The organism is Pseudomonas sp. PSE14, from assembly GCF_029203285.1.
Classification (GTDB): domain Bacteria; phylum Pseudomonadota; class Gammaproteobacteria; order Pseudomonadales; family Pseudomonadaceae; genus Pseudomonas.
The window spans coordinates 2,223,497-2,235,813 of the sequence record NZ_CP115669.1; the positions used below are offsets into that span (position 1 = coordinate 2,223,497).

At 66.3% G+C, this 12,317-nt stretch carries 10 protein-coding genes; 5 read left to right on the plus strand and 5 right to left on the minus strand.

From position 1 onward, the window contains the following. Positions 1-3: 3 nt before the first annotated feature. The 3 genes from O6P39_RS10450 to tssB all read right to left on the minus strand — a co-directional run bounded on the left by O6P39_RS10450 (position 4) and on the right by tssB (position 2,656). Positions 4-501: an Hcp family type VI secretion system effector gene (locus O6P39_RS10450; protein WP_275611265.1), complete on the minus strand. Its 498-nt coding sequence runs from the start codon at positions 499-501 to the stop codon at positions 4-6. Between the two features lie 70 nt (positions 502-571). Continuing rightward, on the minus strand, positions 572-2,059 hold the full coding sequence (gene tssC / locus O6P39_RS10455; protein ID WP_275611266.1) for a type VI secretion system contractile sheath large subunit: 1,488 nt from the start codon (positions 2,057-2,059) through the stop codon (positions 572-574). Positions 2,060-2,083: 24 nt separating this feature from the next. Further along, positions 2,084-2,656 carry a type VI secretion system contractile sheath small subunit gene (gene tssB, locus O6P39_RS10460; RefSeq protein WP_275611267.1) on the minus strand — a complete coding sequence of 191 codons (573 nt, stop codon included), beginning with the start codon at positions 2,654-2,656 and terminating at the stop codon, positions 2,084-2,086. A gap of 226 nt (positions 2,657-2,882) precedes the next feature. On the opposite strand from tssB, the gene O6P39_RS10465 reads away from it, so the two are divergent. Genes O6P39_RS10465 through tssA form a run of 5 tightly spaced genes read left to right on the plus strand, consistent with a single transcriptional unit; the run spans position 2,883 to position 10,389 of the window. Beyond that, a complete protein-coding gene (locus tag O6P39_RS10465; protein WP_275611268.1) occupies positions 2,883-3,338 on the plus strand; it encodes a type VI secretion protein in 456 nt (151 codons plus the stop codon). Positions 3,339-3,393: 55 nt separating this feature from the next. Beyond that, entirely contained in the window at positions 3,394-4,728 is a 1,335-nt protein-coding gene (gene tssK, locus O6P39_RS10470; protein ID WP_275611269.1) for a type VI secretion system baseplate subunit TssK, read from the plus strand. Between the two features lie 14 nt (positions 4,729-4,742). Then, positions 4,743-5,513 carry a DotU/TssL family secretion system protein gene (locus tag O6P39_RS10475; protein WP_275611270.1) on the plus strand — a complete coding sequence of 257 codons (771 nt, stop codon included), beginning with the start codon at positions 4,743-4,745 and terminating at the stop codon, positions 5,511-5,513. Further along, complete coding sequence (locus O6P39_RS10480; RefSeq protein ID WP_275611271.1) at positions 5,510-9,334, plus strand: type VI secretion protein IcmF/TssM N-terminal domain-containing protein; 3,825 nt, start codon at positions 5,510-5,512, stop codon at positions 9,332-9,334. The genes O6P39_RS10475 and O6P39_RS10480 overlap by 4 nt, the downstream gene beginning before the upstream one ends. Next, positions 9,331-10,389, plus strand: coding sequence for a type VI secretion system protein TssA (tssA, locus tag O6P39_RS10485; RefSeq protein ID WP_275611272.1), 1,059 nt, complete (start codon positions 9,331-9,333; stop codon positions 10,387-10,389). The genes O6P39_RS10480 and tssA overlap by 4 nt, the downstream gene beginning before the upstream one ends. A gap of 430 nt (positions 10,390-10,819) precedes the next feature. Here tssA and O6P39_RS10490 read toward each other — a convergent pair whose 3' ends face one another. Continuing rightward, positions 10,820-11,365 (minus strand): antibiotic biosynthesis monooxygenase, encoded by a 546-nt coding sequence (locus O6P39_RS10490; RefSeq protein ID WP_275611273.1) that lies wholly within the window; start codon positions 11,363-11,365, stop codon positions 10,820-10,822. Between the two features lie 10 nt (positions 11,366-11,375). Beyond that, positions 11,376-12,272 (minus strand): transporter, encoded by an 897-nt coding sequence (locus O6P39_RS10495; RefSeq protein ID WP_275611274.1) that lies wholly within the window; start codon positions 12,270-12,272, stop codon positions 11,376-11,378. Positions 12,273-12,317 lie beyond the last annotated feature (45 nt).

Sequence of the window (12,317 nt, forward strand, 5' to 3'; positions counted from 1 at the left end):
TCCTTAGCTGGCCAGCTTGTTGGCGGCCATGTCCCAGGTCGAGGCGGCGGTGCCTTCCTTGCTGCCGTCGTCCTTCTGCGCCGTGAGTTCCCATTTGATCTTGGTGAAGTTCAGCGAGACGGTCTCCACCGGCTTGCCACCCGCGCCGCCGCTGACGCTGACGTTGGACAGCACCACGTTGCTCAGGGTGTAGGTGATGAAGGGCATGACTTTGCCGTCGCCCTCGGCGGCGTTGCGGCCGACGGTGAGTGTCGCGGTGGGGATGGCCTTGCCGGCGCAGCAGTATTCGTTGAGCGTCGGGGTTGCAGTGTCGACGAACTTGGTCAGGGTGAACTCGCCGATGTGCGGCTTGCCGGAGGTGCGCTCCGAGTTGCTGACGTCGTTGGTCACCTGCATGGCGACGTTGTGGCTGTACGACATGATTTCGATCTTGTCTTCGAAGCCGGCCAGCAGGCTGTCGCCCTTGATGTCGTCGCCCAGGTCGAGAAGTATCGCATCCATGGTGGATATCTCCGCTGCATGAAAAAGAAATGGAGGTCGAAGGGGCCGCCCGCGAGGGCGGCCCCCTGGGTCAGGCGGCGACCGGCGGTGGCAGGCTGGCCACCAGGCGGATCGAGGCGGTCAGCTCTTCCAACTGGAAGTGCGGCCGCAGGAACACCGTGGCGCGGTAGACTCCGGGCTTGCCGGCAACCTCGCTGACATCCACGCGTGCCTCGCGCAGTGGGTACTGCGCCTTGATCTCCTGCGGGGCGTTGTCGTTGATCAGCACGTAGTCGGCGATCCAGTTGTTGAGGTAGGTCTGCACGTTGTCGCGGGTCATGAAGCTGCCCACCTTGTCGCGCATGATTACCTTCAGGTAGTGGGCGAAGCGCGAGGCTGCGAGCACGTACGGCAGCATCGCCGAGAGCCGCGCGTTGGCGTTGGCTTCGTTGGTGTTGTACTGGCGCGGCTTGTTGGTGGACTGGCCGCCGAAGAACACGGCGAGGTCGGTGTTCTTCTTGTGGCACAAGGCGATGAAGCCCAGGTCGTTGAGCTCTTTCTCGCGGCGGTCGGTGATCGCCACTTCGGTGGGACACTTGAGCGACAGGTCGCCTGCCTGGGTGCGGAAGGTATGCGCCGGCAGGCCTTCGACGGCGCCGCCGCCTTCGCTGCCGCGGATCGCCGCGCACCAGCCGTACTTGCTGAAGGCTTCGGTGATGCGCTGGGCCAGGACCCACGCGGCGTTGCCCCAGAGGTACTTGGCGTGGTCGGTGCCGTCCACGTCCTCGATGAAGTTCATCCCTTCCACCGGCAGGGTTTCCGGGCCGTACGGCAGGCGTACCAGGTAGCGCGGCAGGGCCAGGGAAACGTAGCGGGAATCCTCGCTCTCGCGGAAGGAGCGCCACTTGATCAGCTCCAGGCTCTCGAACACCTTGCTCAGGTCGCGGGGCACCGCCAGTTCGGTGAAGCTGCCCATGTCGAACAGGCGCGGGCTGGCCGCGGCGACGAAGGGCGCGTGGGCTGCCGCGGCGACGTTGGAGAGTTTTTCCAGCAGGGCGATGTCCTGCGGGTGACGGCCAAAGGAGTAGTCGCCCACCAGCAGGCTGAAGGGGTGCCCGCCAAAGGTGCCGTACTCCTCTTCGTAGATCTTCTTGAACAGTGCGCTTTGGTCGAACTCGACGGCCTTCTCCAGGTCGTTCTGCAGGTCCTGCTGGCTGACGTTGAGCAGGCGCAGCTTGAGGCGCGTGCCGGTCTCGCTGTTCTGCACCAACTGGTGCAGACCGCGCCAGGAGGATTCGAGCTGCTGCACCTCGGGGTGGTGCAGGATCTGGTTGAGCTGGGCGCTGATCAGTTCGTCGATGCGACCGATGCGCTCGTTGATCATGGCCACGGTGTCCTTGCTGACGGTCATGCCTTCGTCGAGGACCTGGGTGGCGAACTCCGCGAGCATGTCGCGGGCGTATTCCTGCTGGCTGTCGTCGTGGGCCATGCGGCCGTCGGCGATGATGCGATCGAGCAGGTCGAGGGTCTGGGTGCTGCCTTCGGCGCCTTGCGCCGCGGCGGAGCTGGGTTTGGCCATTGCTGTGCTCTCCTGGCGGCGGGATCAGGCTTGTGGTTCGGCGGGCGCTTCGCCTTCGTCGGCGGCGGCCTGGGCGGTGTCGTTGGCGGTGCCGGCGTCGGCGGTCACCGGATGGGTCGCACGGATTTCCTGCAGGCCCTCGGTGTTGCTCACCACGTCCTGCAGCAACTGGTCCAGCTCATCGTTGCCGTCGAGCTTGGTGAGCAGGTCGCGCAGGCGCTGGCGGGCTTCGAACAGTCGGCGCAATGGCACCACCTGGTTGACGATACTCACCGGGTCGAAGTCGTCGATGTGCTTGAAGTTCAGCTCGACGTTGAGGCGGCTGCCGTCGTTGCTCAGGGTGTTGTCGACCTGCAGCGCCACGCGCGGTCCGATGGATGAGAGCACGTCGTTGAAATTGTCGCGATCGATCTCGGTGAAGCGGCGCTCGCCAAGCTTGGGCAGGGGAGTGACCGGCTTGCCCGAGAGGTCGGCGAGGATGCCCACGACAAGCGGCAGCTCCTTCTTCTCGATGGCGTTACCGATTTCCACGTCGTAGGTGATCTGGACCCGGGGAGGGCGCACCCGGTCCAGTTTGTGCTGCGTGCTTTCTGCCATGCTGGCGAACTCCACTGCGTAGGAGACGGGCACGCCGCAGCGGGGCTCGCTGTCGTCGCGCTCCTTGGCTGGATCACGCGACAGGGAAAGAAAAATGCGATACAGGCCTGTCCTTGGCGATCCCATCTGGCTCGTTTGTCCACGAGCTAATCAAGCACGCTAGATCAGGTTGCTAAAAACGCAAATCGGAAAATAATCTCTGACAGACATTTCACAAGGATGTTTCATGAAGTCGACGAAAGCCTGCCTCTGTGCTGTGCTCCTGGCAGTTCTCGGAGGCTGTTCCTGGTTCGGTCCGAAGGTCGATGTCGACCGTCTGACCCTCGATGTCGCAAGCAAGGCCAACGGCGATTCGCCCATCGCCGTGGACTTCGTCGCGGTACAGGATGCGGACCTGCTCAAGCTGCTCTCGGCGATGAGCGCCAAGCAGTGGTTCAGCGACCGTGAACAGTACCGCCGCGACTACCAGAAACAGCTTTCCGTGTGGAGCCTGGAGCTGGTGCCGGGGCAGTTCATGGAGGCCCGGGACTTCCCCCTGGCCGGCAAGCCGGCTTCTGGACTTTTGGTCTTTGCCGGCTATAACACTCCCGGCGCCCATCGCATGCGCCTGGATCAGCAGCCCAGCGTATGGCTGCGTTTCGACAGCAGGGAGATGCGCCTGCTGAGTGCCGAGGAGCACTGAACCACCGCCCTGCGAGGCGGCCCATGACAAGCCAGGATGTCGAAGGGGGAGTGGTGTGAGAGTTCTGCCTGACGCAGTTTGTTGGCACGAAGGGATGCAACTGCTTCCCCAGCACTTCCAGCTCCAGGGACTGCGCGCCGAAGTGTTGTCCGCGCGCCTGGCCCATGCGGCCAACCCCTGGTTCTGGGGGCTCGAGCACCTGGAGCTGGACCCTTCCGCCCTGAGTACCGGCGTGGTGCGTGTCCTCGCGCTGGAGGCGATCCTGCCCGATGGCTTGCCGGTCAGCCTCGGCCAGGGCGATACCCTGGTCATCGACGCCACGGCCGCCATCGCCGCCTCTCCGGATGCCAGCATCACCCTATACCTCGCGCTCAGCCCGCTCGCCCGTGGCGGCCAGGTGCTGCCGCTCAAGGGGCGCCTGCAATCCTCCAGCGGGCCGGCCGTTCCGGATCTGGCCAGCGGCGAAAATCCCGAACCCATCGTCGTTTGGCGCCCGGCATTGCGCCTGGTGACCGAGGCGCAACGTGCCGATTCGGTATGCCTGCCGCTGTTGCGCATCGGCAAGGATGCCGGCGGCTTCGTTTGCCTGCCCTACGTGGCGCCCACGCCGCGAATCGCTCCAGCCTCGATGCTGGGGCAGGCGCTGGTGGCGCTGTGCGCCCATGCGCGGGAAAAATGCGTGTTCCTCGCGGGTCGCCTGCGCCAGGCGCAGCAAGCGGAGAATACCGAGGACAGCCAGGAAATCCGCCGCCAGTTGGCGGCGCTCTGGGCGCGCCTGCCGGAGCTGGAGGCAGCGCTGTACAGCGGCGCGGCGAGCCCGGCGCAGTTGCATGGTCTGCTGTGCGGCATGGCCGGCAGCTGGAGCGTGCTTGATCCGCTGGGCGGTGTGCCGGCCTTCCCGACCTTCGATTTCAACGAACTGCTGCGCACCTTCAATCCCGTGATCGAGTGGCTGGAAGTCACCCTCGGGCGAGTGCGCGCCGGGTACCGCAGCCTGGCCTTCGAGCGCACGGGTAATGACTTCAGCCTGGCCTTGCCGGACCTTCGTTCGCCGGTCCAGCGCCTGGTCATCGGCCTGCGCATGCCGCCGGGCTGCGGTGAGGACCAGGCGCACGAATGGTTGTCGCGCTGCATCGTCGCTTCCGAAGCGAGCCTGGCGATACTGGGCCGGCAGCGCATGTCGGGGCTCGAACACCTGCCCATGAGCCGCGCCGAACAGATCGCCTACAGCGTGGGTGAGGACACCCACCTGTTCGTCGTGCAGGCCGAGGGCGACTGGTTCGATCCCGCGCAGCGCCTGTGCCTGCGGGCGGCTGCCCAGGGTAGCGGCAGTGGTGGCAGTCCATGGCAGGTGGTGCTGTTCATCGTGGACGGCGCCGGCGGCGCCTGAGGCAGGTAAGCGAAATGCCCGAAGGGAATCAGGCGATCTACCCCCCATCGTTCGGCGAAGCCCCCTTGAGCCAGGCCTTCCAGGTCGCCTGGCTGGATTGGCGGCAGCGCTGGGAGGACCTGCGGGAGTCGACCGGCGAGCAGGACGTGGTGATCGAGCGGGTTTCCGAGGAGGCCCAGGCGGTAGTTCGCCGTCTGTGGCGCAGCGCCTTCAGTAGCGTCGGCGAGGCGGCCGGCGAGCAGGTCAAGAGCATGGTCTACGCCTTCGTCGCGCTGCTCGACGAAAGCCTGCTGTTCGATCCCTGGAGCGGTCAGACGGCCTGGCAGGAGCGGCCGCTTGAATCCCGCCTTTACGGCACGCGCAATGCCGGGGAGCGCGTTCCCCAGGCCATCCACCGTTTGCTGGAAACGCGCGCGCCGGGCACGCGCGACCTCGCCAATGTTTACCTGCAATGCCTGCTGCTGGGGTTCCACGGACGGCTGCGCGGCCCGAAGGGCGAAGCCCTGCATGAGAAGTGGCGGCACGCGCTGTTCGCCCATGCCTGGCAGCGCGATGCCGAAGTCCAGGCGCTGCTGGATACCCTGGCGCGCCCGGCAAGCGCCGCGGCCCTGCGCCTGCCGTTGCGCCGCACCTTGCCCGATGGCTTGCGGCTGATGCTGATGGTGGCTGCCGGCGCCTTGCTCCTCATCATCCTCGGGCATGGGTTGTGGAGCGACCTTCGCGGTGAACTGACGCCGCTGCTGGACCTGGCCTGTGTGGCCACTGTCTCGGAGCTGGCGGGGTGAGCGGCTGGCTGGTACTGGCGCTGCTCTTGCTGCTGCTGGTGCTGCTGGCAGCGGGGGGCTTTCTCTGGCTGCGCAGCAAAGGCGGCGAGGCGGTTCGCGCGTTCTACCTGACCGTACGGCAGATGGAGCAGGACCAGGACGTCGCCGATCGCTACGACGTGCCCTGGTTCCTCCTGCTGGGCGATCCCTTGTTGGGTGAGCGCCTGGCTACCGACTGGAGCCTGACACCCGCTGGCCGGCCGGCCTGGTTCGGCCGCTGGTGGGCCGATCAGGATGGCGCCGTGCTGGCGGTGCCGCAGGGGCTGTTCCTGCCGGAAGAGGGCGCGCCATCGTCACTGCAACCCTGGCGGCGGTTGCTTAGCCTGCTGTTGCGCCTGCGCCCACGTCGCCCGCTGGACGGGGTGATCTGGGCCGTGCCGGCGGAGCGCCTGCTGGACCCGGCCAGCCTGGCCCAGGAGAGCATCCAGCTGCGCCGGCGTTTCAATGACCTGCTGCAACGGCTGGGGCTGAGCCTGCCGGTCTACATGGTCGTCACCGGTTTGGAGGAACTCGGCGGATTCGCCGAACTGCGTGCCGCGCTGCCGGTTGAGGTTCGCGAGCGGCCGCTGGGCTGGGCCTCGCCCCTGCAGGCGGATGCGGCCTGGCAGGGCGAACATCTGGAGCGAGGCTTCGACCAGGTGCTGCAGGCCTTGCAGGCGGCAATTCTCGAAGCCGGCGTGCTGAAAGGACAGTTGAGCGAGGAGCTGTATCGCTTCCCGCAGACGCTGGAGAGCCTGCGCGAAGGATTAAGGCAACGCTTGGAGCCGGTCTTCCAGGGCAATGCGCTAGGTGAGGCACCGCGCCTGCGGGGTCTGTATTTCAGCGGCGCGTTCCGGGGGGCGGCCAGTGACGATGATTGGTCGCTCTCGGCTCGGGACGAGGCCCCCGCCCAGTTGCTGTTCACCCAGCACCTCTGGCAATCGCGCCTGCTGGCCGAGCGCGGGCTGGCGCAGGCGGTGCCACGGGTGCTGCGCCTGCGCCAGCGTTCGCAGCGTCTGCTGGGCGCCGTCGCCGGTGTCGTCGGGGTCTGCTGGCTGCTGGGGATGCTCTGGGTCTGGCACGAGGATTCGCGCGAGGCGCAAGCCCTGGGCCAGCGTATCCAGGCCATGCAGCACGGGCAGGGCGAAGGCGCGGCGAGCTCTGCGGCGCCGGGCGATAGCGCACGGCTTCGCCTGCAAGCCTACTGGGCACTGCTGCAGGGGGCGCCGCGCTGGCATTACCGGTCCCTGGTGTACCCCAGCTCCTGGTTCTCCGGCTTCGACGGCCAGATGGACGAACTGCTCAGGGACCTGACCCGGCGCGAAGTGCTGGCACCCCTGCAGCAGGCGCAAGCGGCTGACCTGGTTCGGCTGCGCGCCATCCGCAGCAGCGAGCGTCGCGCCAACGTGCAGAGCGACAGCCCGGAACAATGGCCCAATTTCGTCGCCGCCCGGGAGCTGGCTGGCGGTGTCCTGGCGTTCGAACAGCGCAACCGCTGGTACAACGAGCTACGCACCGGCACCTCGAAAAATCCCCTGGAAAGCATCGCCAAGCTGGGGGAGCAAGCTTACGGCCTGACGCTCGAACCGGGCGCGCTGCGCAACGCCGGCTACCTGCAGTCGGTACTCGGCCAGGGCATTCCCGAGGCTCCGGCGCCGGTCGATCCCGGCCCGCGGGATGGTCCGCTGGCGCGCAATTTCGACGACCTGATGAACCTCTGGCTCGACCAGTTCTTCCTCTCCGATAACTTCGTACGCCCGGCCGGCTTCCTGCGTCTGCACCTGAACGAACTCAAGGCGCGACAAGGCAACAGCCTGGAGGAGCTGGAGGAAACCGCCGCGCAGATCGATGCCCTGCGCAATATGGTGGCCCTGACCAACGCCGCCTGGAGCCATGGCAATGCCCAGGAGATAGTTCCCGGCTACCGTGCGTTGCTGGATGACGTGCGCCAGTCCTACCTGCTCGGACCCACTGCGGAAGCGGCGGTGACCAGTCAGGCGAGCAAGCTGCAGCGTGCCTTCCATGACCAGTGGATTGCCGCCGCCGGCTCCCGCGACAACCTGCTGCAACTGCAACCCGGCGGAACCCTGGCCTTGCAGGATCACGTGGTGGCACTGGGCAGCGCCATCGAATCGCTGATGCGCCAGGATTTCGCCGGTACCGCCCTGCGCCAGCAGGCGCAGGATGCCGATCCGCGGCGTCTGGGCAACCTCGACGCCCACGCGCTGAATGCCGCGCTGGCGTACTACGACAGCTATCGCAAGTACAGCGAGCAGGAGCAGGCGCGGATACCGGCCGAATACCGTGACGCACTCGCCGAAAGTACCGCCGCCGCCGCGGCCGGCGCCATGTGGAGCAGCCTGACCCAGTCCGTGCCATCGAACGGGGCTGCTGCGCAAATCACCTTCGACGTCCCGCTGGAGCCGGCGGAGCAGGTGCGCCAGGCCCTGGAAACCCTGCAGCGCAATGATCTGGCCAATGCGCTGGACATCCACCTCACCCGTGGTGCGCTGGCCGACGTCGACACCGTGCTGAAGTCGATCGACGCCTTGCCCTTGTTCCGCGTGCGTTCGGAGCCCTCCGGCTGGGACGGCTCGCGCAATTTCGGCCTGCAGCTCTATCGCTCCACCGACACCCAGGATCTCAAGCGCAACCTGGCCCAGCAGTTCGAGACCATGCTCGCCCTGAGCGAGGACCACGCGCCCGCACTGACCTGGCTGAGGGACCGGGGCAACCTCGGCTTCGCCGACCAGGACAAGGTGCGGCGCTTCGCCGACCTCAGCGATGAGCTGACCAAGTACAAGGCACAGAACCCGACGAGCTCGCCCATGCTGCTGGACCAGTTGGTCACCCGCGACTTCGTGGAAATGGACGCGGCAAGTTGCGCCAATATCCTGCGCACCTCGGCGCTGGTCCCCGGGCAGGGCGACGTGGCGCGGTTCACTCGCGGCTTGCACAGCCAGGCGCAGCAGCGTTGCCTGGAGTTGCAGCAGAAGGATGCCGCCGCGGCCTGGTCCGCCATTGCCGACTATTTCAACCAGTATCTGGCCAATCGTTTCCCCTTCGCCTACAGCCTGCAGGCCGAAGACGCGGACCCGGCACGGGTGCAGCACCTGGTCGAGCTGCTCGACCAGAACCTCGCGCGGGCGCAGGAGGGCCTGAAACTCAGCCAGTCGGTGGATCGCGCTGCCGCAGCGGATTTCCTCCAGCGCCTGCAACTGGCCCGGGCCTGGATGGGCCCGCTGTTCCAGCGCGACAAGGGCGGGGCGCAGGGCGTCGATCTCGACGTGCGCTGGCGCACCGACCGTGAAGCCGAGCGCGGCGCTGACCAGGTCATCGCCTGGACGCTCTATGCGGCCGACCGGCCGCTGAGCTTCCCGGGTGGCGATGGCCAGCGCCTGCACTGGAATGTCGGCGAGCCGGTGAAGGTGCTGTTGCGCTGGGCCAAGGACAGCCCGCAGCGGCCGGACATCGACCCGCAGCAGGCAAGCATGGCGGTGGCCGACCTGGAAGTGGGTTGGGAGTACGCTGGCCCCTGGGCGCTGATACGCATGCTGCGCTCGCACCTGATCCTGCAACGCCAGCCCAGCGCCGACTACACCGACTTCCCGCTGGCGCTGCAGGTGCCTATCCGCGCCCCCAACAGCCACGAGCCCGAGGCACGGATGTTCCTGCGCGTCTCCCTGATGACCCAGGACGCCAAGCAGCCGCTGTCGGTCCAGCCGCTTCCCGTACGTGCGCCGCGCACGCCCTTCAGCGGTATGGGTGTCGCGACCGTTGCCGGCACCCAGGAGTTGCCATGATTTCAGAGCAGGCGCTACAGGCGCTGTTGCAACCTTTGTCGGGTGATGCACCGTGCGGCGAATCGCTGCGCTACGACCCCTTGATGGACCGCTTGCGCGAGCTGCGTCGCGAGGAAGATACGCAACTGCCGACCGGGGTCTGGCAGGCCGAGCCCAAACGCGCCGACTGGGTAGCGCTGGCAGCTCTGGCCGAAGAGCTGTTGCTGCGACGCAGCAAGGACCTGACCATCGCCGCTTACCTGGGCGAGGCTTGGATCGTCATGGAGGGGCCGTCCGGCCTCGCTGCCGCACTCGGCTTGCTGGCCGATCTCTGTGACGCCTACCCCGAGCAACTGCACCCGCAGGCCGCCGATGGTGATCAGGAGTGGCGCGCTGCACCGGTGGCGTGGCTGGCCCGCCGCTACACCGAACTGTTGCTCACCCGCGTGCCGCTATGCAGCGGCTGGCCGCAGACCACCCTGCATGGCTGGCAGGAGCTGCAGCGAAGACAGGTTCAGGTCAGCGACAACAAGACCGACAAGGTGGCGGCGGAAAACGCACGGCAGGAACAGAAGCGACTGGATGAGTCGGTTCGCAGCGGTGCGGTGAACGGCTGGGCTGCCACACTGGCCCAACTGGAAGTGGCGGCCGGGCACCTCCAGCGGCTGGACGCCTGGTGCGATCGCCAACTCGGCGATGCAGCGCCGAGCCTGCATCAACTCGCTGCGTCCATGGACGCCTTCGTCAACGTCATTCAGGGATGCAAGGCCATGGCACCACAAGAGTTCGCACCCGTTGCCGTGTCGGAAACCCACGCGGAGCCCGCATCCGTCGCGGCAGAAGCTCCGGCTCCGTTGCCCGCCGGCGGTCCTCCGCAGAGCCGTGAAGAGGCCTACCGTCAGCTCACCGCCATTGCGGAGTACCTGGCGCGCACCGAACCCCACAGCCCGGTACCGTACATCATTCGCCGTGCCGTGGAGTGGGGCGCCATGCCCTTGAGCGCGCTGATGGACGAACTCGTCCACGCGGACCCCGAGGCCCGCCGGGTCTGGGTCATGCTGGGGGTGCTGCGTTGACGTCGGGCTCAAGGGAGACGACAGCGTGCGTCAGACTGATGGTTGTTCCGGCGATCGTCCGCGTCCGACCTGAAGTGGACGTTCAGCCTTTAAGGCACGTAAAAACGAGTTGGCATCTTGATAGCCAATCAGGAAGGAAATCTCTCCGGGAGGGATGCTCGAATTCATGCAGGATTCCGCCTTGCTGCTGACCGGATGCCTGCATGAAATTGGTCAACAGCTCGCGCCATTTGCCCGCGTCCAGCACGCACTCATAGCAAAGCCTTACCAGCTCATCCCGTTGACGGATCCGCTGTGCGTGCGGTCCGGGCTTACGGATAGATGCCGTTTGCAAGCGGCAGCGGACCGTGGTTCGTTGTCCCAAACGAGCCACGATCTCCGACCACTTTCCACCATGACATTTCAGTAGCCCGAAGCTGCGCTCCCCCTGTCAACTGAACAGCCACTTTGCGGCTAGCCGCGTATATCTGGGCATCACGAGATAGACCATCAGGAAAACCAGCACCGCCGCGACCAGCAGGCCGAACAGCCAGGGTTCCCGCAGCGGAGCGATCCAGTTCTGCAACGGATGCAATATCCAGTGCAGCAGTTGGGTCAGCGGGTAGATGGCCGACAGGGTTATCAGGAACTGCTTGAATGGCCTGGCGTGCAGCGGCGCCAGTCGAGAAGGTGTGAACCAGAACTCCAGGCCCGTCTCGATCTCGCCTTCCTCGATGGACTGCAGCCACGGCCGCGCGCGCTCCAGCAATCGCTGGCGGGTGGGAGATTCGATCCAGTCCCTCAGGTGCTCGTGGGTGTCGAAACGCAGAACCAGGGAATAGGGGGCCTGCGTGCCGTGTGGGCGAATGATCGCCACGCCCATATGTCCGGGATACTGGCGGGAGGCGTTGGAGATGTCGCGGATCCAGGCTTCGTAGTCGCTCTGGTATTGCGGCGCCACCTGGTGGCGGATGAGCAGGGTCACGGCGTCATGCATGGTCCGGCTCCTAGAGCGGGAAGACTGCGCGCAGCCACAGCGCGTCGCCTTCGGCGCGGTTGCGCACGCCGGTCTCGTGGTAGCCCTTGGCGGTGAGGAACCAGCCCTGGCCGCTGTCGTAGCGCAGCGCCGGGCCGAGGGCGCGGGAGGCGCCCTTGTTGTCGGGGTACCGGTCGCCGTCTACTTCGTCGTCGGTGATCTGCTGGTAGAAGTAACCGCCCACACCCACCGTCCAGCCGTTGCCGAAGGCCCAGCCCGCGGCATAGTCGATGATGAATTCGTCGCCGGAGCGGTAGTCGGTGTCGTGGTTGCGCGCGTTGATGCCGTACATAACCTTGGCGTCGGCGTTGAACCCCGTTGCGTTGATGTACGAGATGCCGCCGACCAGGTGAGTCGCCCAATAGTTGCGGCCGATGTTGGCCAGGTCGTTCTTGTCGTATTCGCCGGTTGGCGCGAAGAAGTCGATGGCCGCCACGGTGTGCAGGTTCGGTGACAGGTGCCAGCCGATCGCCGGACCGAAGACGATGTCGCCGACGCCCGTCTTGCGCTGCGAGCGCCCACCGGCTGAAACGTCCAGCGACACCACCGGAACGATGGTGTGCAGCGCCAGCGTTCCGCCCAGCAGTTCCTGTGGGGTGACCCAGATGAAGCGCGGCGCGACGGCCTCTGCGCGTACCTTGAAGCCCTGGACCGGCACGCTGCGCCCATCGTTGCCCTTCAGTTCGTCACTGCGGTAGTGCTGGGCATCGACCATCATGTAGGTGCCCGGCGGCGGCAGGGCGCAGCAGCCGAAGCCGTTGACGCCCGGCGCATAGACGCTGCCGCCGCCTTCAGTGGCGAGAACGTGAGGCGCAATGCCGAGGGTGCCGAGCAGCAGGGTGGAACGAACGAGGGTGCAGGTTTTCATTGTTGTTGTCTCCTGGCGGTGGGTCGATGTTCGGGACGAGCGCGT